The organism is Pseudomonas kitaguniensis, assembly GCF_009296165.1.
Classification (GTDB): Bacteria; Pseudomonadota; Gammaproteobacteria; order Pseudomonadales; family Pseudomonadaceae; genus Aquipseudomonas; species Aquipseudomonas kitaguniensis.
This window is the reverse complement of record NZ_VUAZ01000062.1, coordinates 1-23,057: the sequence shown is the minus strand read 5'-3', so window position 1 is coordinate 23,057 and position 23,057 is coordinate 1. Positions and strand designations below refer to the sequence as shown.

At 60.0% G+C, this 23,057-nt stretch carries 17 protein-coding genes; 14 read left to right on the top strand and 3 right to left on the bottom strand.

The window, feature by feature from the left end:
• Positions 1–7: 7 nt before the first annotated feature.
• From flgD to F0169_RS11810, 3 genes are all read left to right on the top strand, one after another.
• Positions 8–730 carry a flagellar hook assembly protein FlgD gene (gene flgD, locus F0169_RS11820; protein WP_099236206.1) on the top strand — a complete coding sequence of 241 codons (723 nt, stop codon included), beginning with the start codon at positions 8–10 and terminating at the stop codon, positions 728–730.
• A 31-nt stretch (positions 731–761) separates the two neighbouring features.
• Positions 762–2,072, top strand: a complete 1,311-nt coding sequence (gene flgE, locus F0169_RS11815) for a flagellar hook protein FlgE (protein WP_152746629.1) — start codon at positions 762–764, stop codon at positions 2,070–2,072.
• A 301-nt stretch (positions 2,073–2,373) separates the two neighbouring features.
• Entirely contained in the window at positions 2,374–3,294 is a 921-nt protein-coding gene (locus F0169_RS11810; protein WP_425274294.1) for a hypothetical protein, read from the top strand.
• A gap of 168 nt (positions 3,295–3,462) precedes the next feature.
• Here the strand turns inward: F0169_RS11810 and F0169_RS11805 are convergent, their stop codons facing one another.
• Positions 3,463–6,354 carry a ribonucleoside-diphosphate reductase subunit alpha gene (locus tag F0169_RS11805; protein ID WP_122251036.1) on the bottom strand — a complete coding sequence of 964 codons (2,892 nt, stop codon included), beginning with the start codon at positions 6,352–6,354 and terminating at the stop codon, positions 3,463–3,465.
• Positions 6,355–6,950: 596 nt separating this feature from the next.
• Between F0169_RS11805 and F0169_RS11800 the strand changes: the two genes are divergently transcribed.
• On the top strand, positions 6,951–7,676 hold the full coding sequence (locus F0169_RS11800; protein ID WP_172979417.1) for a response regulator: 726 nt from the start codon (positions 6,951–6,953) through the stop codon (positions 7,674–7,676).
• The gene (locus F0169_RS11795; RefSeq protein ID WP_172979416.1) at positions 7,673–9,283 is read left to right on the top strand and encodes an ATP-binding protein; all 1,611 of its coding nucleotides are present in this window, start codon (positions 7,673–7,675) and stop codon (positions 9,281–9,283) included. The genes F0169_RS11800 and F0169_RS11795 overlap by 4 nt, the downstream gene beginning before the upstream one ends.
• A 177-nt stretch (positions 9,284–9,460) precedes the next feature.
• Here F0169_RS11795 and F0169_RS11790 read toward each other — a convergent pair whose 3' ends face one another.
• Entirely contained in the window at positions 9,461–10,177 is a 717-nt protein-coding gene (locus F0169_RS11790; RefSeq protein ID WP_152746636.1) for a 4'-phosphopantetheinyl transferase family protein, read from the bottom strand.
• 136 nt (positions 10,178–10,313) lie between these two features.
• On the opposite strand from F0169_RS11790, the gene F0169_RS11785 reads away from it, so the two are divergent.
• From F0169_RS11785 to F0169_RS11760, 6 genes are all read left to right on the top strand, one after another.
• The gene (locus F0169_RS11785) at positions 10,314–10,622 is read left to right on the top strand and encodes a hypothetical protein (protein WP_152746628.1); all 309 of its coding nucleotides are present in this window, start codon (positions 10,314–10,316) and stop codon (positions 10,620–10,622) included.
• Positions 10,623–10,640: 18 nt separating this feature from the next.
• Positions 10,641–11,318, top strand: coding sequence for a response regulator transcription factor (locus F0169_RS11780; RefSeq protein ID WP_003214228.1), 678 nt, complete (start codon positions 10,641–10,643; stop codon positions 11,316–11,318).
• The gene (locus tag F0169_RS11775; RefSeq protein ID WP_152746627.1) at positions 11,315–12,661 is read left to right on the top strand and encodes an ATP-binding protein; all 1,347 of its coding nucleotides are present in this window, start codon (positions 11,315–11,317) and stop codon (positions 12,659–12,661) included. The genes F0169_RS11780 and F0169_RS11775 overlap by 4 nt, the downstream gene beginning before the upstream one ends.
• A gap of 405 nt (positions 12,662–13,066) precedes the next feature.
• Positions 13,067–14,398, top strand: coding sequence for a dicarboxylate/amino acid:cation symporter (locus tag F0169_RS11770; protein WP_058414089.1), 1,332 nt, complete (start codon positions 13,067–13,069; stop codon positions 14,396–14,398).
• Positions 14,399–14,607: 209 nt separating this feature from the next.
• On the top strand, positions 14,608–15,594 hold the full coding sequence (locus F0169_RS11765; protein ID WP_152746626.1) for an XdhC family protein: 987 nt from the start codon (positions 14,608–14,610) through the stop codon (positions 15,592–15,594).
• A complete protein-coding gene (locus tag F0169_RS11760) occupies positions 15,591–16,175 on the top strand; it encodes a nucleotidyltransferase family protein (RefSeq protein ID WP_152746625.1) in 585 nt (194 codons plus the stop codon). Before F0169_RS11765 ends, F0169_RS11760 begins: the two co-directional genes overlap by 4 nt.
• Positions 16,176–16,239: 64 nt before the next feature.
• Here the strand turns inward: F0169_RS11760 and rne are convergent, their stop codons facing one another.
• A complete protein-coding gene (gene rne, locus F0169_RS11755; RefSeq protein WP_152746624.1) occupies positions 16,240–19,479 on the bottom strand; it encodes a ribonuclease E in 3,240 nt (1,079 codons plus the stop codon).
• A gap of 759 nt (positions 19,480–20,238) precedes the next feature.
• Here rne and rluC point away from each other — a divergent pair.
• The 3 genes from rluC to F0169_RS11740 are packed head-to-tail and all read left to right on the top strand — an operon-like array spanning position 20,239 to position 22,852.
• Positions 20,239–21,198: a 23S rRNA pseudouridine(955/2504/2580) synthase RluC gene (rluC, locus tag F0169_RS11750; RefSeq protein WP_058414085.1), complete on the top strand. Its 960-nt coding sequence runs from the start codon at positions 20,239–20,241 to the stop codon at positions 21,196–21,198.
• Positions 21,185–21,847 carry an HAD-IA family hydrolase gene (locus F0169_RS11745; RefSeq protein ID WP_172979415.1) on the top strand — a complete coding sequence of 221 codons (663 nt, stop codon included), beginning with the start codon at positions 21,185–21,187 and terminating at the stop codon, positions 21,845–21,847. Before rluC ends, F0169_RS11745 begins: the two co-directional genes overlap by 14 nt.
• A 21-nt stretch (positions 21,848–21,868) precedes the next feature.
• Positions 21,869–22,852, top strand: coding sequence for a S49 family peptidase (locus F0169_RS11740; RefSeq protein ID WP_058414083.1), 984 nt, complete (start codon positions 21,869–21,871; stop codon positions 22,850–22,852).
• Positions 22,853–23,057: the final 205 nt, after the last annotated feature.

Below are 23,057 nucleotides of genomic sequence, written 5' to 3'. Positions count from 1 at the left end.
CCAAATAATGGCCATTGTTGATAGCACTTCTACGAACACGGCGGTTCAGGACCTTTTCAACACGAAGGTCAGCTCCGCAACAAACAATGTCGCAAGCGTTGCCTCGGCAGCCACCGGCAGCCAGTCGCTGGGCAAAGACGCGTTTCTGCAATTGCTGGTTACCCAGTTGAAAAACCAGAACCCGCTGTCGCCTCAAGACAACGGCGCATTTGTCGCACAACTGGCGCAGTTCAGCAGCCTGGAAGGGATTAACACCCTGAACGACTCGGTGAATTCGATCTCCAGCAACTTCAGCTCGTCGCAAGCGCTGCAAGCGTCGTCGCTGGTGGGGCGTTCGATCATCACCCAAACCGACAAAGCTACGGTCGACACCAGCAAGAGCATGACCGGCTCGGTGGCCGTGACTGCGGCGACGGGCAACGTTTCCGTGAAGATCACCGACGCAACCGGCAGTGTGGTGCGCACCCTCGATTTGGGCGCTCAAAGCGCAGGCGATGTGAGCTTTGTTTGGGATGGCAAGAACGACAGTGGTGAGGTCGCGACTCCCGGGACCTACACCTTTGCCGCCACCACCAAGAGTGACGCGGGCGATGCCGTTGCGCTTAGCACCTCATTGCCGGCAACGGTTACCAGCGTGACGCTGAGCAAGACCGGCGGCGAAATGCTGCTGAACCTTGCTGGCGGCATGGGCAGCGTCAAGCTGTCGCAAATTCAGACTATCGGTACATAGAGCCGGCTAACGACGGCAGAAGGAGAGAAACATGTCTTTTAACATCGGCCTTAGCGGCCTCTATGCGGCCAACAAACAACTGGACGTTACCGGCAACAACATTGCCAACGTTGCGACCACTGGCTTCAAGTCGTCCCGTGCGGAGTTCGCCGATATTTACGCGGCGTCCAAGCTGGGCACTGGCCAGAACAGCATCGGCAACGGTGTGAACCTGGCGGCTGTGTCCCAGCAATTCACCCAGGGTGACGTCAATAACAGCGGCGGTACGCTGGACATGGCGATCCAGGGCGGTGGCTTCTTCGTACAGAAGGGCAGCGACGGCTCGCTGGAGTACACCCGTAGCGGTGCGTTCCGCTCCGACAAAGACGGCTACATCACCAACAACACCGGCACCTCGCGCCTGCAAGGCTACGCGGCAGACGACGAAGGCACTATCACCAAGGGCGGCCTGACCGACCTGAAACTGAACTTGTCTAACCTGCCGCCCAAAGCGTCCACTAAAGTGGATTCCAGCAGTAACCTGAACTCCTCGGAGCCGGTGATCGACCAAACGGCCAAGCCGTTTGATCCAACCGACACCAGCACCTTTACCACTCAATACAGCACCACGCTGTATGACAGCCAAGGTAATGCCCACCCGATGGTGCAGTACCTGGTGAAAACCGATGCCAACAAGTGGAACGCCTACACCCTGATCGATGGGCGTAACCTGGATGGCAGCGCACCGACCACCACCGGTACGACTGCACCTGTGCCGTCCACGTTGAGTTTTGATGGCTCCGGCAAGCTCACCGGCATAGTCACCGGTACCACCTCGAGCACTACCTTGAACCTTACAGGTTGGGTTCCGGGCACTGTGACCAATGGCGTATGGAAGGCAAACGGCGCGAACGCCAACCCGACCGGTGTTGCTATCAACATGGCCAACATCACCCAGTACAACTCGGCGACCTACCGCAACCCGCCGACTACCGACGGTTACGCCACCGGCCAGATCACCGGCCTTAAAATCGACGGCAACGGTGTACTGTTCGCGACGTTCAGCAACCAGCAAAGCAAGGCTGTCGGCCAGATCTCGCTGGCCAGCTTCAACAACGAGCAGGGCTTGCAACCTGCCGGCAGCACCTCGTGGAGAGAGACCTTCGCCTCGGGCCAACCGGGTTACGACACCCCGCAATCAGGCACCTTGGGTTCGATCGTGGCCAACTCGCTGGAGAACTCCAACGTCAACCTGACCAACGAGCTGGTGGACCTGATCAAGGCCCAGAGCAACTATCAGGCGAACGCCAAGACCATCTCCACCCAGAGCACCATCATGCAGACCATCATTCAAATGACTTGATGCGCATGGCCTGACGCGTCACAAAACAAGCCCCTCAACCGAGGGGCTTTTTTTTGCCTGTCATTTGGCCTCAAGACTTTTCCGACTGCCTGCCCGGTTACCAGACGACACGCCTGTACTGGAACCGACCACAACGTTCTTTCCACATATCAAGCACGAGGCATTCGATCCGTCATTACAAGGGGGCACAGTATGTGGAGTTCGTCGGTGTCCAGCCATGGGGCTGGAGGCGTGAATTATGGCGTGGGTGGGGCAGGCCAGTATCGGGGGGGGAATCCTTTCAGACGGTAAAAAGGAGGATGTGGATTCTGACAAAACCGCGATTTCCAATCTTCTAAAAGAGCTGACGGACGCCGAGAAAACCTCGAAAAACCAGACCGTTCAAGAGGTGCGTGACAAGCTCAATGCAAAACGAAAAGAGCTGGGGGAGGAGAAGTTCAAAGAGATCCTGGAAGCGCTGAAAAAAGACGCGTCTGAGGGTTTACTCGCGCAACTGAAGCGGATGTTTCCGGACCTGTTTTCAGACGATTCGGCTCCAACCCCCTCTCCAGCACCCTCGCCAGGGGGCGGTGGCGGTGGGGGCGGCGGCGGCGGTGGGGGCAGGGTTAATCCGAGTAATTTTGGCCCCAAAGAGTCGATGAGTAACAAGCCTTTCACCCAGGGGGCTAATCACGCTAACTACACGCCTGACAAGAGTGATCCCGGTAAAAAACCCGGCATGGGCAAGGAGGCCGGCAATATTTGGACGGGTTTCAAACAGGGGCCGGATGGAAACTGCACCACGGTTTCGGCAATCAAGGCCGCCATGATGAAGTTTGGTCAGAAGCCCACCGATGTGTTCAAGGATGTAAAAACAGCAGGTGATGGCTATGACGTGCAGATGCGCGATGGGTTCCAGCTTCATTTGAGCAAGGGCGAATTGCAGGTGGCGGCGCAGCAGGCGCGATTTTTGGGCGATGATCCGGCCATGATGACCGACGCCAACTTCCTGTATGCGGCGAGCGCCAAGCGCGCGCAAATGGAAAACAATGATGGCAGCGCAAGCGCCAGCTTCCTGCAGGCGACGGTTACGTTGAACGACGGCGAGTATGGTCGTGAATCGCTGGAACGCCTGGGGCTTAAAAATCACTACAGGGTCTCCTCCAGCAGCGAGTTGGCAAATGGCGCGTTGGGTGTTGTGGACTTCGGCGGCCATTCAATGGCGTGGTCGGTGGGCGTTTAGAGCTTTGGGGGAATCGAGGTGGCAGGCCTCAAGAGGGTAATGCTTATGCGCTCATCTAAAGCGTGAGAGCTACTTACCTGTAATCGAAAAAAAACCGACAACCCCTGAATGCTCCAAGGTTGTCGGCTTTTTTGAATCACGGGCGATTAAGCCCGCAACGGGCTCAGCTTATTGGCACGCTTCGCAATCCGGCTCGTCAATCGCGCAGGCCTTTGGCACTGGGGCCGGGCCGGCAGGCGCGGCGAGCACCGAATCATCACCGTGGTTACCGCTGGAAACAGCGTTCAGCTTACCGGTGTTGATGGTCGACTTCTCGGTGCTGGTCGCGGCCAGGGCACGGAGGTAGTAAGTGGTTTTCAGGCCACGGTACCACGCCATGCGGTAGGTCACGTCGAGCTTCTTGCCCGAAGCGCCGGCGATGTACAGGTTCAGCGATTGCGCCTGGTCGATCCACTTCTGACGACGGCTGGCGGCGTCAACGATCCACTTGGTGTCCACTTCGAAGGCGGTTGCGTAGAGCTCTTTGAGTTCTTGCGGGATGCGCTCGATCTGTTGCACGGAACCGTCGTAGTACTTCAGGTCGTTGATCATCACCGAGTCCCACAGGCCGCGGGCTTTCAGGTCGCGAACCAGGTACGGGTTGATCACGGTGAATTCGCCCGACAGGTTCGATTTCACATACAGGTTCTGGTAGGTCGGTTCGATCGACTGCGATACGCCGGTGATGTTGGCGATGGTTGCGGTCGGTGCGATGGCCATGATGTTGGAGTTACGAATGCCTTTCTGCACACGGGCACGTACCGGCGCCCAGTCCAGGGATTCGTTGAGGTCAACGTCGATGTACTTCTGGCCACGCTGCTCGATCAGGATCTGTTGCGAATCCAGCGGCAGAATGCCTTTGGACCACAGCGAACCTTCGAACGTCTGGTAGGCCCCGCGCTCGTCGGCCAGGTCGCAGGAAGCCTGGATCGCATAGTAGCTGACCGCCTCCATCGACTTGTCGGCGAACTCGACCGCAGCATCCGAACCGTAAGGAATGTGCTGCAGGTACAAAGCATCCTGGAAGCCCATGATGCCCAAGCCAACCGGGCGGTGCTTGAAGTTGGAGTTCTGCGCCTGTGGCACCGAGTAGTAGTTGATGTCGATAACGTTATCGAGCATGCGTACGGCGGTGTTGACGGTGCGTTCCAGCTTGGCGGTGTCCAGCTTGCCGTTGACGATGTGGTTCGGCAGGTTGATCGAGCCCAGGTTGCAAACAGCGATCTCGTCCTTGTTGGTGTTCAAGGTGATCTCGGTGCACAGGTTCGAGCTGTGGACCACGCCCACGTGCTGCTGCGGGCTGCGCAGGTTGCACGGGTCTTTGAAGGTCAACCATGGGTGGCCTGTTTCGAACAGCATCGAGAGCATTTTGCGCCACAGGTCTTTGGCCTGAATGGTCTTGAACAGCTTGATCTTGCCAGGGTACTGGGACAGCGCTTCGTAGTACTCGTAACGCTCTTCGAAGGCCTTGCCGGTCAGGTCGTGCAGGTCCGGCACTTCGGATGGCGAGAACAGGGTCCACTGGCCATCATCGAAGACGCGCTTCATGAACAGGTCAGGGATCCAGTTGGCGGTGTTCATGTCGTGGGTACGACGACGGTCATCACCGGTGTTCTTGCGTAGCTCGATGAACTCTTCAATGTCCATGTGCCAGGTTTCCAGGTAGGCACACACAGCGCCTTTGCGCTTGCCACCCTGGTTCACGGCCACAGCGGTGTCGTTCACGACTTTCAGGAACGGTACAACGCCCTGAGACTTGCCGTTGGTGCCCTTGATGTACGAACCGAGTGCACGCACCGGGGTCCAGTCGTTGCCCAGGCCGCCGGCGAATTTGGACAACATGGCGTTGTCGTGGATCGCGTGGTAGATGCCCGACAGGTCATCCGGCACGGTGGTCAGGTAGCAGCTCGACAACTGCGGGCGCAGGGTGCCGGCGTTGAACAGGGTCGGGGTCGACGACATGTAGTCAAAAGACGACAACAGGTTGTAGAACTCGATGGCACGGTCTTCTTTGTGCTTCTCTTCGATTGCCAGGCCCATGGCCACGCGCATGAAGAACACTTGCGGCAGTTCGAAGCGGATACCGTCCTTGTGGATGAAGTAACGGTCGTACAGGGTTTGCAGGCCCAGGTACGTGAACTGCTGGTCGCGCTCGTGGTTGATCGCCTTGCCGAGTTTTTCCAGGTCAAAGGTGGCCAGGATCGGGTTCAGCAATTCAAATTCGATACCCTTGGCGATGTAGGCAGGCAGAGCCTTGGCGTACAGGTCGGCCATCTCGTGGTGGGTGGCGCTGTCGGCCACGCCGAGGAAGCCCAGGCCTTCGGCACGCAGGGTGTCCATCAACAGGCGCGCAGTCACGAACGAGTAGTTCGGCTCACGTTCAACCAGGGTGCGGGCGGTCATCACCAGGGCGGTGTTAACGTCGGTCAGGGCCACGCCGTCGTAGAGGTTTTTCAGGGTTTCGCGCTGAATCAGCTCACCGTCGACTTCTGCCAGGCCTTCGCAGGCCTCGGTGATGATGGTGTTCAGGCGGCCCAGGTCCAGCGGCGCAAACGTGCCGTCGGCGCGGGTGATGCGGATCGACGGGTGAGCGTTGACCGTTTCTTCTGCCGGGGCGTGGGCGGCGCGTTGCTTGGAGCGACCGTCACGGTAGATCACGTAATCGCGCGCCACTTTCTGCTCGCCGGCACGCATCAGGGCCAATTCAACCTGGTCCTGGATTTCTTCGATGTGGATGGTGCCGCCCGATGGCATGCGACGCTTGAACGTTGCCGTGACTTGTTCGGTCAGGCGGGCAACGGTGTCGTGGATGCGCGACGAGGCAGCAGCGGTGCCGCCTTCAACTGCAAGAAACGCTTTGGTGATGGCGACGGTGATTTTGTCATCGGTGTAAGGAACGACAGTGCCGTTACGCTTGATCACGCGCAGTTGGCCAGGTGCGGTGGCGGACAGATCCATATTCGAATCAGCGGCCTGCGGCACGGAGCCCTGCGGGTTCTCGCGAGTTGTGTCGGTTTGCATGGGGGGGTTGTCTCCACGTTCTATATTTGATTGCGAGTGCGAGGTTGTCCCTGCAACACCCGTACCGTTTTCCATGTCGGGTATGGAGAACAGTTGCCATCCGCGTGAGCGATTTGGACTACAAGAAATCTGTTGGTTGCACGCTGCGTTAGCAATAAAGCGCTTGAGTTTCGGGCCACTTGTGTGGTTGGTCGAATGGGTCGAAAACCCCACATGTGGGGTCTGGCGTGCCGCCGAGGTACAAGATAATGCGTTTTTATGGGGTTAGCAACGCAGTAACCTGTGGATAAGGCTGTGAGTAAAATGTGAAAGAAAGCTGTAATACCCGTGTAGGCCACGTCGCGACTGCGTTGAACCGTTTGTCATTAAATATTTCGGGCTTGAAACGCCATCTCAATTTTTGAGGGCGCGAACCCTACCATAAAAAAATGTGATCACCGAATGGATTTCCGCGCTTGTGCCGCAGGGCTGGCCCGTGGCTACAATCTGGCTGCTGACAGGCGCTGTTATGCCCTCAAAACATTACAAACAGGGTATGACGGTCGAAGATCAGCATGTGGATCCTGAACCATCTCTAATAACAACGAGGGTCACCCGTGGAGCAAGAAGCCTGGCACTTATTGATTGTCGAGGACGACGAGCGGCTGGCCGAGTTGACCCGCGACTACCTGCAAAGCAACGGCCTGCACGTGTCCGTGGAAAGCGACGGCGCCCTTGCGGCGGCGCGCATCATCGCTGAACAGCCGGACCTGGTGATTCTCGACCTGATGCTGCCCGGCGAAGACGGCCTGAGCATCTGCCGCACAGTACGCGAGCGTTATGACGGCGTGATTCTGATGTTGACCGCGCGTACCGATGACATGGACCAAGTGATGGGCCTGGACATCGGCGCCGACGACTATGTGTGCAAACCCGTGCGCCCGCGCTTGTTGCTCGCGCGTATCCAGGCCTTGCTACGGCGCAGCGAAACGCCTTTACCGCCTGCCGGCGAACACCCACGCCGCCTGCAATTTGGCCCGTTGCTGGTCGACAATGCGCTGCGCGAAGCCTGGCTGCACGGCGGCGGGATCGAACTGACCAGTGCCGAGTTCGACCTGCTTTGGTTGCTGGTGGCGAATGCCGGGCGCATTTTGTCCCGCGAAGAAATCTTCATCGCCCTGCGCGGCATCGGCTACGACGGCCAGGATCGCTCCATTGATGTGCGCATTTCGCGCATTCGCCCCAAAATCGGTGACGACCCGATTCACCCGCGCTTGATCAAGACCATCCGCAGCAAAGGCTACTTGTTCGTCCCTGAAGCCGCTGCCGATATGCCGCTGTGAACTCGATCTTCCTGCGTATTTACGGCGGCATGTGCGCCGCGCTGATTCTGGTCGCGCTGTTGGGGGTACTGGCCCTGCACCTGCTCAACGAGGTGCGCAGCGACCAATACCGCGAGCGCCTGGCCCACGGCACCTTCGCGCTGATGGGTGACAACTTGCAACCCATGAGCCCCATCGAGCGCCAACGTGCCCTGGCGATGTGGGAGCGTTTGCTCGGCATGCCCTTGGCGTTGCGCACGCTGAGCGATGCTCAGCTCGACTTGGGCCAGCGCAGCCGCCTGCAACGCGGCCAAGTGCTGGTTGAGCAGACCGGGCCACATTCGGCGCGCGTGCTGCGCCAAGTCAGCGAGCAGGAGCCGTGGGTGCTCACAGGCGAAGTGCAGCAGATCAGCGAACAACTGGCCCGCGCGACTATTTACTTGTTGGCCGACGAACTGGTGCGTTTTCCGGTCGCCGAGCAAGCGCAAAAGCTTGCCGACATCAAGCAAACCAAGGGTTTTGGTTTTGACATGCACCTCATGACGCTGGCCCAGGCCGACATGGACGACGACCAGCGCCGCCGTGTCGCGGAAGGCGATACCGTCATGGCCTTGGGCAAGGGCGGCGATTCGATCCGGGTGTTTGCCGGCATGGCCGGTACGCCTTGGGTGTTGGAAATCGGCCCGCTGTATCAAATGAACCCGTACCCGCCGCAATGGCTGATTTTGATCGCGCTGATCAGCCTGACCTTGATCGGCCTGATCGTGTATTTGCTGGTGCGCCAGCTTGAACGGCGCCTTAAAGGCCTCGAAGCGGCGGCCACGCGCATTGCCAAAGGCAGCCTGGATGTTCGCGTACCTGCGCGCGGCGCCGATTCGGTGGGGCGTTTGGCAGCCGCCTTTAATGGCATGGCCGAGCACTTGCAGCAATTATTGGCGATCCAGCGCGAACTGGTGCGCGCGGTCTCCCACGAGCTGCGCACGCCGGTGGCCCGCCTGCGCTTTGGTCTGGAGATGATCGGCGACGCCGCCACTCCGCAGGCACGGGCCAAATATATGCAGGGCATGGACAGCGATATCGAAGACCTCGATGGCCTGGTGGACGAAATGCTCACCTACGCACGTTTGGAGCAGGGCGCGCCGGCGCTGAATTTTCAGCGCGTAGACCTCAGTGCGTTGCTCGACCAAGTGATTGGCGAGTTGTCGCCACTGCGCCCGCACGTCACGGTGACTCGCGGTATATGCCTGTCATCGGCGCATTGGGACGACGCGTGGGTGGATGCCGAGCCGCGTTATTTGCACCGCGCGTTGCAAAACCTGGTGAGCAATGCGATGCGTCACGCCCAAGGCCAGGTGCTGATCAGTTATCAGGTGGGCCAAGTGCGTTGCCGCATCGATGTGGAGGACGACGGCCCCGGCGTGCCGCAAAGCGCCTGGGAACGCATTTTTACCCCGTTCCTGCGCCTGGACGACAGCCGCACCCGTGCATCAGGCGGGCATGGCCTGGGTTTATCGATTGTGCGGCGGATTATCCATTGGCATGGCGGGCGGGCGTTGATCAGCAAAAGCAACAACCTCGGCGGCGCGTGTTTCAGCTTGAGTTGGCCGCGCGATCAGCAAAAAGCATAAGGTGATCGCCCCCACACGCTGAAGCGCGTTTTTGTGGGAGCGGGCTTGCTCGCGATAGCGGTTTATCAGTTGAAAAATACGTGTCTGACACACCGCAATCGCGAGCAAGCCCGCTCCCACAGTTGACTGAGTTCGGCTTGGTTTGATCAGCGCTGGCTTGCTCGCGATAGCGGTGTATCAGGCGCCAATAGCCACCAGGCTCAACAACTGCTCCCCATTCACCGCAAATTGTGCGGCCAGCTCTGTGCCGGGGCACCACTCGGCAGACAGGTCTGTGAGTAACCGCAGCCGCACATGGCCGCTGTGTGACCACTCCACCACCTCGGCATGCTCAAAGTAGAAGCGCTTCTGCACAATCGGGTAAAGCGCCTTGAACAGGCTTTCTTTGGCCGAAAACGTCAGCGTCACCAGCAAGGCAATCTGCTCGCGCGGCACGCTCGCCATGCGTTGCAGTTCGTCTGTGGTAAGAATTTCCCCGGCCAGGCGCTCCGCCCGTTCCAGCGGCAGCACATTTTCCAGGTCCATTCCCAGCCCGCGCCATTGCGCTTTACGCCCGACAATCGCCGCCGCATGCCCGGTGCTGTGGGTGATGGAGCCACTGATGTGCGCAGGCCACACCGGCGCACGGTCTTCGCCGATGGGCGGTATGCAATTGAGCTGATCCAACTGTTGCAGCGCCGCGCGGGCGCACACGCGTCCCGCCAGGAACTCGGCCTGACGCTTGGCCACCGAGCGCTGGATGCTGGCCGGTGGCGGCACGGCGCTGCGCTGAAAGTCATCGGCGGCCAGTAAGGCCGGGTCGAATCGAGTGCTCACAAACACCGTGCCAGGTAGCGGGACGGGCAGTGGCCAACGGGTATCGAGTGGGGTGCAGCAAGCGGGTAGAGGCGTCATGCGCGGTATTTTGCCGAGTTGGCGTGCCGCTGGATAGCCCATTACGGTTCAGGTGCGGTTCAGAGCCCGTTCAGGGGGAGTTCAGGGGCGTCTGCGTAGTCTGGCTGCAACCGGCAAACGCACAGAGGTAAGCACCATGACTGCGATCAAAAAGCTGATGTTGGCGTTGACCATGCTCAGCGCTACGGCGGGCGTGCAGGCTTCGGACGCCACGTTTTCGGGCTTTGGCAGCGAGAGAAGCAAAAAAACCAGCACCCTGATCCAGCGTGTCAGCTTCGAAGATGCGGGCAGTCAAGCCGCGCCGTGGGGGCAGTCCCTGGGGCAAACCGGCCCACAACCAGACTACCGCACCGGCTACGAACACCTGACGGGCCAATACAATGGCATTAAACTGCGCCCGCAAGACTTGCAGGGCCGCTATGATACCCCTCAGTCGGACAGTTGAATTGCCTTGGAGAGCCTTATGAAATTGCTGGTGGTGGAAGATGAGGCGCTGTTGCGTCATCACCTGTTGACCCGCCTTACCGACAGTGGGCACGTGGTCGAAGCCGTGGCCAATGCCGAGGAAGCCTTGTACCAGACCGGGCAATTCAACCACGACCTCGCCATCATCGACTTGGGCCTGCCCGGCATGGGCGGCCTGGACCTGATCCGGCAACTGCGCGCCCAGGCCAAGACCTTTCCGATTCTGATCCTTACCGCGCGCGGCAACTGGCAGGACAAGGTCGAAGGCCTGGCCGCCGGTGCCGACGACTACGTGGTCAAGCCGTTCCAGTTCGAAGAACTGGAGGCGCGGATGAATGCCTTGCTGCGCCGCTCCAGCGGTTTCACCCAGTCCACCATCGTCGCCGGGCCGTTGCTGCTGGACCTCAACCGCAAGCAAGCGTCGCTGGATGAGCAGCCGTTGGCGCTGACCGCTTACGAGTACCGAATTCTCGAGTATTTAATGCGCCACCATCAACAGGTGGTCGCCAAGGACCGCTTGATGGAGCAGCTCTACCCCGATGACGACGAGCGTGACCCGAACGTCATTGAAGTGCTGGTCGGTCGCCTGCGCCGCAAGCTGGAAGGTCCGGCCGGGTTCAAGCCGATCGACACCGTGCGCGGCTTGGGTTACCTGTTCAATGAGCGCTGCCGTTGATTCGCTCGTTACGTGTGCGCTTGATGCTCGCGGCTGCCACCTTGGCCGTGCTGTTTATGCTGGGCTTGCTGCCCGCCATGCAAGGTGCGTTCAGCCTGGCGCTGCAGGATTCCATCGAGCAGCGCCTGGCGTCGGACGTGACCACCCTGATTTCTGCCGCGCGCGTTGAAAACAACCGCTTGGTGATGCCGGCGCAGTTGCCCGACGAACGCTTCAACCTCGCCGATAGCCGGCTGCTCGGCTACATCTACGACCGTGAAGGCCATCTGGTATGGCGTTCGCGCGCGACCCGCGAAGAGAACATCAACTACAAACCGCGCTACGACGGACGCGGCAACGAGTTCGCACGCATTCGCGAGGCCAGCGGCCAGGAGTTCTTCGCCTATGACGTAGAGGTCAAGCTGCTGGGCGGCAAGAGCGCCGCGTTCAGTATCGTCGCCCTGCAACCGGTGCGCGAATACCTGACGACCCTCGAAGGCCTGCGCGAAAACCTCTACCTGGGGTTCGGCGCCGCCTTGCTGGTGTTGTTGACGCTGTTGTGGCTGGGTTTGACCTGGGGCCTGCAAGCCCTGCGACGCTTGAGCCAGGAGCTTGACCAAATCGAAGGCGGCACCCGCGAAAGCCTTACCGAAGAACACCCTCGTGAACTCTTGCGGCTTACCGGTTCCCTCAACCGCCTGTTGCACAGCGAGCGCGAGCAACGGGCGCGCTACCGAGACTCCCTCGACGACTTGGCCCACAGCCTGAAAACTCCGCTGGCGGTGTTGCAGGGCGTCAGCGAAGACATGGCCCAGCGCCCGCAAGAGCGCAGCCAAGCCTGGGTGTTGCAGTCGCAGATCGAACGCATGAGCCAGCAGATCGGTTACCAGTTGCAGCGCGCCAGCTTGCGCAAAAGCGGCCTGGTGCGCCACCAGGTGCGTCTGGAGCCCGTGCTGCAAAGCCTGTGCGACACGCTGGACAAGGTCTACCGCGACAAGCGCGTGACCATTAACGTCGAGCTGCCGCCGGAGTGTTATGTGCCCATCGAGAAGGGCGCCTTGCTGGAAATGCTCGGCAACTTGCTCGAAAACGCCTACCGCCTGTGCTTGAGCGAAGTGCGCATCAGCGTAGTGGAAGACCTCGAAAGCTCGGATTTGTATATCGAGGATGACGGCCCTGGCGTGCCGCCTGACCAGCGCGCGCGGATTCTGCAACGTGGCGAGCGACTGGACCGCCAGCATCCGGGGCAGGGGATTGGTTTGGCGGTGGTCAAAGACATCATCGAAAGCTACGGCGCAACGTTGACCCTCGGCGATTCGCCGTTGGGTGGCGCAGCGTTCAAGATTCACTTCCCCGCCGCCTGACCGCATTCTTTTTGTGGCGAGCGGCGCGCCACAACAACCCCACTGCCACAAGTCAGCGACCGGCGCAGGCCCTGTGGGAATACGCTATAAAATAGTAAGCCGCGCCCCAGAGCCTTCTTCAAGGCGGATAACCGCCAAATTATTGGACATGATCGGTTCGCCTGGCGGAATTCCGCCACTTTGTCGTGTGCGATCAAGCGGCCCTGGAAGCCTCTAGCCCTGATGTCTAAAGGCCTTCAGCCATTTTCAGCGAAGTGGCACGGCGTTTGCGATAAAGATTACAGCGCAGGCTCTATCCTACAGGTCTCGCAAACAACAAATCCCTCCAGTGCAGGAGGGTTCGCAATTCAAGTGCCGTGGGCAATGGCGGATATTTGCCACACGGGACGATTGAGGAAACTTGCAATGACGACTCGTCAGCCAATCTACAAATCCCTGTATTTCCAGGTGATCGTCGCAATCGTAATCGGTATTTTGCTCGGTCACTTCTACCCGCAAACCGGCGTGGCCCTCAAGCCACTGGGTGACGGGTTTATCAAACTGATCAAAATGGTCATTGCCCCGATCATATTCTGCACCGTTGTCAGCGGCATCGCCGGCATGCAAAGCATGAAGTCGGTTGGCAAAACCGGCGGCTACGCGCTGCTGTACTTCGAAGTAGTGTCCACCATCGCGCTGCTGATTGGCCTGATCGTCGTCAACGTTGTGCAACCGGGCGCCGGCATGCACATCGACGTGGCTACCCTGGACGCTTCGAAAGTCGCGGCCTATGTGACTGCCGGTGCAGACCAGAGCATTGTTGGCTTCCTGCTTAACGTGATCCCGAACACCATCGTGGGCGCATTCGCTACCGGCGATATTCTGCAAGTGCTGATGTTCTCGGTGATCTTCGGTTTTGCCCTGCACCGCCTGGGTGCCTACGGCAAGCCGGTACTGGACTTCATCGATCGTTTCGCACACGTGATGTTCAACATCATCAACATGATCATGAAACTGGCGCCAATCGGTGCCCTGGGCGCCATGGCGTTCACCATCGGCGCCTACGGTGTAGGTTCGTTGGTGCAGTTGGGCCAGTTGATGATTTGCTTCTACATCACCTGCGTGCTGTTCGTGGTCGTGGTGCTGGGCGCCATCTGCCGCGCGCACGGTTTCAGCGTGTTGAAACTGATCCGCTACATCCGTGAAGAGTTGTTGATCGTACTGGGTACTTCCTCGTCCGAATCTGCACTGCCACGCATGCTGATCAAAATGGAGCGTCTGGGCGCGAAGAAATCCGTAGTAGGCCTGGTGATCCCGACCGGCTACTCCTTCAACCTCGACGGTACGTCGATCTACCTGACCATGGCTGCCGTGTTCATCGCCCAAGCGACTGACACGCACATGGACATCACCCACCAGATCACCCTGTTGCTGGTGTTGCTGCTGTCCTCCAAAGGCGCGGCTGGCGTGACCGGTAGTGGCTTCATCGTGCTGGCTGCGACCCTGTCGGCTGTTGGCCACCTGCCGGTTGCCGGCCTGGCGCTGATCCTGGGTATCGACCGCTTCATGTCCGAAGCCCGCGCGCTGACCAACCTGGTGGGTAACGCTGTTGCTACCCTGGTTGTGGCCAAGTGGGTCAAGGAGCTGGACGAAGACAAGCTGCAGGTAGAGTTGGCTTCCGGTGGTCGCGGTATCTCCGACACCCGTGAAGAAGATGACCTGGGCGTGGCCGAAGGCCCTGCACCTGTCAGCAAGTAATACGCTGATGGTGTGAATAGCACCTGAAACGCTGCAAACGCCCCGACCTGTTCGGGGCGTTTGCGTTTCTGGTCGGTCACTTTTGAGCGTTTTGATTTACATTGAGTCATGTCTTCAAGCGTTTCCATTAGATGAAACTCACAGCGGCCAGCTCGTTCCAAGACTGATTAGCCCGCCGTATTGACGCGGCATCGCCTGCAGGAGTGTTGATGGACAGTGTGGATTTGAATGTCCTGCGCAGCGTGCTCGAATGGCGCCGCGCCGGAGAACGAGTGGTGTTGTACAGCGTGGTTCAGACGTGGGGCAGCGCGCCGCGCCCGCCGGGTGCGATGCTGGCCTTGCGCGGCGACGGGGTGGTGATCGGCTCGGTGTCGGGCGGTTGCATCGAAGATGACTTGATCGCACGGTTGCAGGACGGTCGCTTGCCTGCTGATGGGCCACCTGTGCAACTGGTGACCTACGGCGTCACCCGCGATGAGGCCGCGCGTTTTGGTCTGCCTTGCGGCGGCACGTTGCGCCTCACAGAAGAGCGGGTGGGCGACTGGCGCTGGGTCGAGGAGCTGTTGCAGCGTTGTGAAGCGCATCAAATCGTCGCGCGCGAATTGGACGTGGGCACCGGCGACGTCAGCCTGAGTGTCGCGAGCAAGACCGATGTTGTGAGCTTCGACGGCGAACGCCTGCGGGCCATTTACGGCCCGCGCTGGCGCCTGTTGTTGATCGGCGCCGGGCAGTTATCACGCTACGTGGCTGAAATGGCACGGTTGCTGGATTTCGAAGTGCTGATCTGTGACCCGCGTGAAGAGTTCGTCTATGGCTGGGAAGAGCAGCACGGCCGCTTCGTGCCGGGCATGCCGGATGAGGCGGTGTTGAATATCCAGACCGACGAGCGCACGGCCATTGTCTGCCTCACCCATGACCCGCGACTCGACGATATGGCGCTGCTGACGGCGCTGAACTCCACGGCGTTCTACATCGGCGCCCTCGGCTCGCGGGTCAATAGCCAAAAACGCCGGGAGAACCTCGCCGAGCTGGGTTTATCGGCCGAGGCGATTGCACGTTTGCATGGGCCGATCGGTTTGCACATCGGCAGCCACACCCCAGCGGAAATTGCGCTGTCGCTGATGGCCGAAATCGTCGCGATCAAGAATGGCGTGGCGCCCACGCAGAAAAAACCGCAGCCGGTGCTGGCGCAATGAGCGTCACCGCAATTGTGCTGGCGGCAGGGCAGGGCAGTCGTTTCAGGGCTAAGGCGGGAGCGGATACAGACAAGCTGCTGGCCGATTGTGTAGGGCGCGATGGCGCCACGCGGCCGGTCATCGAGCAGGTGTTGTTGAACCTGCCGGCGCAGGTCGTAAAGCGCTGGGTGGTTACCTCACCGCACCGGCATGAAGTGATTCGCTTGGCACAGGCTTACGGCTGCGAAGTATTGCTGCTGCAATCGCATGGCATGGGCGACAGCATTGCGGCCGCCGTCGCGGCCAGTGGCTCAAGTGATGGCTGGCTGGTGGTGCTGGGGGACATGCCGTTTATTTTGCCGGCGAGCATTGAGCGAGTGTTGGTGAACCTGGAAGGCATCAACGTGCCGGTGCACGCTGGCCACTATGGGCACCCGGTTGCGTTTGGTCGCGCGTTCGGGCCAGCGTTAATGGCGTTGACGGGCGATCGTGGGGCCAGGCCGTTGTTTGCACAGACGACGGTGCATGAAGTGCGGGTGGAAGATCCCGGCGTGCTTTGGGATGTGGATGTGCCGCACTTATTGGATTTCGCGCCAATCTGAAACATCCGGCTATAAAAAAGCCCCGCCTGATCACTCAGGCGGGGCTTTTTAGTAGCGTCTGGAATCAGACGAGCGGTTTAGGCTCGTGCTCTGCTTCCTCAGCCTTATGCTCAGCCGTTGTTTCAGCAACCGGGGCTGGCGCCTCGATCACTTCGGCAGCCGCCGGTGCAGAAGCAGCGGCAGCAGCGGCTGCTTCAGCTTCCTTGCGACGGCGACGCACTTCACGTGGGTCATTCGGCGCACGACCGTTTTCGGTCAGGGCACTGGCAGGCGCGGCTTCAACCACTGGCGCGGCGACTTCAGCAACCACCGGCGCCTCGACCACTGGCGCTGGCTCGGCAACCACAGCCGGAGCGGCTTCAATCACTTCGGCAACCGGTGCAGGCGCTTCCTCTACCACTGGGGCAGGGGCTGGTGCTTCAACCGGAGCGGCTGGCTCGGCAGTCCATTGGAAGGCGGTCTGTTCTTCGCGAACTTCACGCACTGCCGGGGATGCTTCTTCGACAACCGGCGCTTCAACAGCCGCTTCAACCACTGGCTGAGGTTCAACCACCGGTGCAGGCTCAACAGCTACCACTTCCACTTCGGGTTGGGCATCGCGAACCGGTGCAACTTCCACTTCCGGAGCCGCTGGGGCTTCGATCGGGGTAGTCGCTTCAACAACGGGGGCTTCAACAACGGCTGCTTCAAACACTGGGGCTTCAAACGCAGGTGCTTCAACCGCTGGGGCTTCAAGCACAGGCGCTTCAACCACTGGCGTTTGCGCGACTGGCGCTTCTACCGCAGCCGTTTCTTCAACAGATGCAGTAGCACGTTCAGCTTGCTCGTGAGCTTGGGCTTCAGCGGGTGCACTGATCACCGAGCTGGCAACGGCAGCAGTAACGGCCAGGCCAGCAGCCAGTTCGGCGCCAGTCGGTTCGGCTTCTGTGTGCTCGCCGGACTCTTCCGAGCCTTCGATCACATTGCCATTGGCATCACGCTGACGCTCACGACGGTTGCTGCGACGACGCTGGCCACGGGAGCGGCGGCGTGGACGATCGCCTTCGGCGTTGTCCTGGCCGTCATCCTGCAGTTGCTCTTCGCCGGTCAGTACTTCTTCTTCGTCGCTGGTGGCAGCAGCTTGCTCTGCGCGTGGTTGACGCTCTTCACGCGGTGCACGCGGTTGGCGTTCTTCACGTGGGGCGCGTTCCTCGCGCGGCTGGCGAGCCGGGCGTTCTTCGGTGGTGGCTTCGGCAGCGACGGCCGGTGCGGCGTCCAGCGGCTCGCGCAGCTCACGTACACGTTCTTCACGCTCGCCACGCGGCTTGCGATCTTCACGTGGGGCACGTGGGGTGCGGGGAGCGCGCTCTTCACGCGGTGCACGTTCTTCGCGCGCTACAACCGGCGTTTCTTCACGGGCTTCGCGTGGTGCACGCTCTTCACGTGGCGCGCGTTCTTCACGCGGTGCACGTTCTTCGCGAGGCTTGCGCTCTTCGTCACGGCGGCCGTTGCGGTTACGGCTTTGCTGACGACCGTTGCGACGCTCCTCGTTGCGCGCTGGGCGCTCGGAGGCCGGTTTTTCGACCACGACCGGAGCAACAGGCTCCTCTTTGGTGGCGAACAGGCTGACCAGCGACTTCACCAGGCCTTTGAACAGGCTTGGCTCAGGCAGGGCGGCCGGTGCGGCAACCGGCGCTGCTACTTCAGCAGGCACGGGTGCATTGGCGCGAGCCGGGGCAGTCTTCACGGCTGCTTCCTGGCGAACCAGGGTGCGGGTCGCGGCGGCTGGCTGAACTTCTTCGACTTCGGCAGCGGCAGCCGCGATTTCGTAGCTGGACTGGTTGGTGTGCGCTTCCGGGCTGTCATCACGCAGGCGCTGCACTTCGAAGTGCGGCGTTTCGAGGTGATCGTTCGGCAGGATGACGATGCGGGCACGCGTGCGCAGTTCGATCTTGGTGATCGAGTTGCGTTTTTCGTTGAGCAGGAAGGCTGCAACCGGGATTGGCACTTGCGCGCGGACTTCGGCGGTGCGGTCTTTCAGCGCTTCTTCTTCGATCAGGCGCAGGATCGCCAGGGACAGCGATTCAACGTCACGGATAATGCCGGTGCCGTTGCAACGCGGGCAGACGATGCCGCTGCTCTCGCCCAGGGATGGACGCAGGCGCTGACGCGACATTTCCAGCAGGCCGAAGCGCGAGATGCGCCCGACTTGTACGCGGGCACGGTCGGCTTCGAGGCATTCGCGGACTTTTTCTTCCACGGCGCGCTGGTTCTTGGCCGGGGTCATGTCGATGAAGTCGATCACGATCAGGCCGCCGATGTCACGCAGGCGCAGCTGGCGGGCGATTTCTTCAGCCGCTTCCAGGTTGGTCTGCAGGGCGGTTTCTTCGATGTCGCTGCCTTTGGTGGCGCGCGCCGAGTTGATGTCGATGGACACCAGGGCTTCGGTCGGGTCGATAACAATGGAGCCGCCGGAAGGCAGTTCGACCACGCGCTGGAAGGCGGTCTCGATCTGGCTTTCGATCTGGAAACGGTTGAACAGCGGAACGCTGTCTTCGTACAGCTTGATCTTGCTGGCGTACTGCGGCATCACCTGGCGGATAAAGGTCAGGGCTTCGTCCTGCGCTTCAACGCTGTCGATCAGCACTTCGCCGATGTCCTGGCGCAGGTAATCGCGGATGGCGCGGATGATCACGTTGCTTTCCTGGTAGATCAGGAATGGCGCGGAACGGTCCAGGGACGCTTCTTTAATAGCGGTCCACAGTTGCAGCAGGTAGTCGAGGTCCCACTGCATTTCTTCGCTGCTGCGGCCAAGGCCTGCAGTGCGCACGATCAGGCCCATGTCGGCCGGTGCGATCAAGCCGTTCAGCGCTTCACGCAGTTCGTTGCGCTCTTCGCCTTCGATGCGACGGGAAATACCGCCTGCACGCGGGTTGTTCGGCATCAGCACCAGGTAGCGACCAGCCAGGCTGATGAAGGTGGTGAGGGCAGCGCCCTTGTTGCCACGTTCTTCTTTTTCGACCTGAACGATAACTTCCTGGCCTTCGGTCAGGACGTCCTTGATGTTCACGCGGCCTTCAGGGGCTTTCTTGAAGTATTCGCGCGAGATTTCTTTGAGGGGCAGGAAGCCGTGGCGCTCGGAGCCGAAATCGACAAAGGCAGCCTCAAGGCTTGGTTCGATGCGAGTAATACGGCCTTTATAGATATTGGCCTTCTTTTGCTCGCGTGCACCGGATTCAATGTCCAGGTCGTAGAGGCGTTGGCCATCTACCAGTGCAACACGCAACTCTTCGGGTTGGGTTGCGTTAATCAGCATTCTTTTCATGTTGTACCGTCGGTTTCCGGGCTGCCGGAAACGGCGTTCGGCACACACGACTTCTCACGGTCGGTGTCAGGTGCGTCAAGAGTGGTTGGCCACTCCAGTGTCCAGCAAAACCCGCCAATAGGGGCCGGTATCGCGACGGACGCGTCCTGCTTGTTAGCGGTGGTGACAAAGGCACCACTTCAACAAAAGCTAAGGTCAGGAGGAGGAATCAACCGGCGACTGTGGACGAGATGAAGCGTCTAAATATAAGCCTAGTGCTACACAGTCCGACGGTTGTGCATCTCCACCCTACACGTATCCCTGATAATTCGGGTGCTGCCGCGCGCAGAATCCGCAGCGGGTTGGCATTTACCGTGTTCTCCAATGGGGAGTTCACGCTCATGGCTAAACAAGACTGAATGTGGGCGACTGCGCTCGCACTCAGCTCTTAACAGGCGTTGTTTCCGAAGCATTCGCCATGGTCTGGCTCAAGACTGACTGCACTTTGTGAACTGGCCGTAAATATCGGCGCAAAAGGCGAGTATTTACTCTGCTTTTTGCACTCGCTTCAGGCCTCATGTCACCTGCGCTCGTTACAATCCCGAGCCTCCCAAGGTGGCGAAAGCCCCGTAGGACGGCCTCGCGTCCTGATGAATTGCGATGGTCAGGGCCGGCAGTTTGCCGCAAGTCCTCTGTCCAGGCCGCTTTTGACGGCGTTCGCGACTATAGCAGCAATGATTAAGTGCTTCAATTCCATAAAAAATTGTTATCATCGCCGCCATGACGACTACCGCCCCCCAGACCCCCAGCGTCCAGCTGCTCGAGGTCTCGCCGGAATATGCCGGCCAACGCATCGATAATTTTCTATTGGCCAGGCTCAAAGGCGTGCCCAAGACCTTGATTTACCGCATTTTGCGTAAAGGCGAAGTGCGCGTGAACAAGGGGCGCATCAAGCCCGAGTACAAGCTGCAGGCGGGCGATATCGTCCGTGTGCCGCCGGTTCGCGTGCCTGAACGTGACGAGCCGGTGCCACTCGCCCAAGGCCTGTTGCAGCGCCTTGAGGCGTCGATTGTGTTCGAAGACAACAAACTGATCGTGATCAACAAGCCCTGCGGCATTGCGGTACACGGCGGCAGCGGCCTGACGTTCGGGGTAATTGAAGCCTTCCGTCAGTTGCGCCCGGATGCCAAAGAGCTGGAGCTGGTGCATCGCCTGGACCGTGACACGTCCGGCCTGTTGATGATTGCCAAAAAACGCAGCATGTTGCGCCACCTGCACACCGCGCTGCGTGGCGATGGTGTCGACAAGCGCTACATGGCGCTGGTGCGGGGTAATTGGGCAAGTTCGATCAAGAGCGTTCGCGCGCCGTTGCAAAAGAGCAACCTGCGCTCCGGCGAGCGTATGGTCGAAGTGGACGAGGAGGGCAAAGAAGCCCTGACCCTGTTCAAAGTGCTGCGCCGCTTTGGCGACTTCGCCACGATGGTTGAGGCCAAGCCGGTCACCGGCCGTACTCACCAGATTCGCGTGCACACCCTGCACGCAGGCCACTGCATTGCAGGCGACACCAAGTACGGCGACGAGGATTTCTCCAAAGAGATTCGCGACCTCGGCGGTAAGCGCCTGTTTTTGCACGCTTACATGCTGACGGTGCCGCTGCCCGATGGCGGTGAGCTGAAGCTGCAGGCCCCGGTCGATGATATGTGGGCCAAGACCGTGGAGCGTTTGAGTGTCGCACCGTGAATACAAGCTGCTGATTTTTGATTGGGACGGTACGCTGGCGAACTCCATTGGTCGGATCGTCGAGTCGATGCACATGGCCTCGACCCGTTCCGGCTTTGCGTTGTGCAGCGACCTGGCGGTCAAGGGCATCATCGGCTTGGGTTTGCCTGAGGCGATCCGCACCTTGTACCCGGCAATCGACGAGCCAGCGCTGATAGCGTTTCGTCAGCACTACGCCGATCACTACATCGCGCTGGAAGCTGAGCCTTCGCCGCTGTTTGACGGCGTAAGGCAATCTCTGGAGGCGTTTCGCGCCGACGGTTATTACTTGGCTGTGGCCACCGGCAAGGCCCGTCGCGGGCTTGACCGGGTACTCAAGGCCCATGGCTTTGAAGATTATTTCGACATCACCCGCGCGGCGGATGAAACCGCCAGCAAGCCTCATCCTCTGATGCTTGAGCAGATCATGGCGCACTGCGGCGTAGCGCCGAGCGAGGCACTGATGGTGGGCGACGCGTCCTTCGACCTGATGATGGCGCGCAACGCCGGTATGCACAGTGTGGCGGTCAGCTACGGTGCCCAGGCTGCCGAGGCCTTGCAGCACTACGAGCCCCGGCTGACGATTGATCATTTTTCCGAACTGCAGGCCTGGCTCAACCAGGCCCAATAAGTCTTTGCTGGGGTTAATGGCATGAGTGATGAGTGGAAAGCGCCTGAAACGGCCGACCGTGGCGATGATAAAAGCTGGAAGCTGCTGGAGAAGACGCTCTTGGCCAGCGTGCAGGAGCAGCGCCGTTCGCGGCGGTGGGGGATCTTCTTCAAATTGCTGACGTTCGTGTACCTGCTCGGCATGCTGGCGTTGTTCAGCCCACTGATGGACATGGAAAAAAGCGCTACCCGTGGCAACAATTACACGGCCTTGATCGAAGTGCGCGGGGTGATTGCCGACAAGGAATCCGCCAGCGCCGACAACATCGTCACCAGCCTGCGTGCTGCGTTTGAAGACCCCAAGGTCAAAGGCGTGATTCTGCGTATCAACAGCCCGGGCGGCAGCCCTGTGCAGTCGGGTTATGTGTACGACGAAATTCGTCGCCTGCGCGCGTTGCACCCGGATACCAAGCTCTACGCGGTGATCGCCGACCTGGGCGCCTCGGGTGCCTATTACATCGCCAGCGCGGCTGATCAGATCTACGCCGACAAGGCCAGCCTGGTGGGCTCGATTGGTGTGACCGCGGCCGGTTACGGGTTTGTCGGCGCCATGGAGAAGCTGGGTGTGGAGCGTCGCACTTATACCTCCGGTGAACACAAGTCGTTCCTTGACCCGTTCCAGCCGCAAAAAGCCGATGAAACCCAGTTCTGGCAGGGGGTTCTGGACACGACCCATCGTCAGTTCATTGCCAGCGTAAAGCAGGGCCGTGGCGATCGTCTGAAGGATAAGGACCACCCGGAGCTGTTCTCCGGGCTGGTGTGGTCGGGCGAGCAGGCGTTGCCGCTGGGCTTGATCGACGGTCTTGGCAGTGCCAGTTCGGTGGCACGCGACGTGATCGGCGAGAAAGAGCTGGTCGACTTCACCGTTGAGGAGTCGCCGTTTGATCGCTTCTCGAAGAAGCTGGGCGCCAGCGTGGCCGAGAAGTTGGCCATGTACATGGGCTTCCAGGGCCCGACCTTGCGCTGATCTATCGAGGCTGGCATAGCTCAAAGTGTGGAAGCTGAACATGTGGGAGGGAGCTTGCTCCCGATGGCGGTGGGTCAGTGGCAGATAAACTGGCTGATGCACCGCTATCGGGAGCAAGCCCCCTCCCACAATTGGTTTTGCAGTGTATTTAAGGGGGTTACTCGCCTTCCGCCATTCCAAGAGCCGAAATTGCGCTGAGTTTCCG

What these genes read in the sequence shown, in the direction of transcription:
- F0169_RS11780 (WP_003214228.1), top strand. Translation starts at nt 10,641, where the DNA reads ATGAAATTGCTGGTGGTGGAAGATGAGGCGCTGTTGCGTCATCACCTG.
- F0169_RS11740 (WP_058414083.1), top strand. Translation starts at nt 21,869, where the DNA reads ATGAGTGATGAGTGGAAAGCGCCTGAAACGGCCGACCGTGGCGATGAT.
- rne (WP_152746624.1), bottom strand. Translation starts at nt 19,479, where the DNA reads ATGAAAAGAATGCTGATTAACGCAACCCAACCCGAAGAGTTGCGTGTT.
- flgE (WP_152746629.1), top strand. Translation starts at nt 762, where the DNA reads ATGTCTTTTAACATCGGCCTTAGCGGCCTCTATGCGGCCAACAAACAA.
- F0169_RS11790 (WP_152746636.1), bottom strand. Translation starts at nt 10,177, where the DNA reads ATGACGCCTCTACCCGCTTGCTGCACCCCACTCGATACCCGTTGGCCA.
- F0169_RS11760 (WP_152746625.1), top strand. Translation starts at nt 15,591, where the DNA reads ATGAGCGTCACCGCAATTGTGCTGGCGGCAGGGCAGGGCAGTCGTTTC.
- flgD (WP_099236206.1), top strand. Translation starts at nt 8, where the DNA reads ATGGCCATTGTTGATAGCACTTCTACGAACACGGCGGTTCAGGACCTT.
- F0169_RS11765 (WP_152746626.1), top strand. Translation starts at nt 14,608, where the DNA reads ATGGACAGTGTGGATTTGAATGTCCTGCGCAGCGTGCTCGAATGGCGC.
- F0169_RS11785 (WP_152746628.1), top strand. Translation starts at nt 10,314, where the DNA reads ATGACTGCGATCAAAAAGCTGATGTTGGCGTTGACCATGCTCAGCGCT.
- rluC (WP_058414085.1), top strand. Translation starts at nt 20,239, where the DNA reads ATGACGACTACCGCCCCCCAGACCCCCAGCGTCCAGCTGCTCGAGGTC.
- F0169_RS11805 (WP_122251036.1), bottom strand. Translation starts at nt 6,354, where the DNA reads ATGCAAACCGACACAACTCGCGAGAACCCGCAGGGCTCCGTGCCGCAG.
- F0169_RS11770 (WP_058414089.1), top strand. Translation starts at nt 13,067, where the DNA reads ATGACGACTCGTCAGCCAATCTACAAATCCCTGTATTTCCAGGTGATC.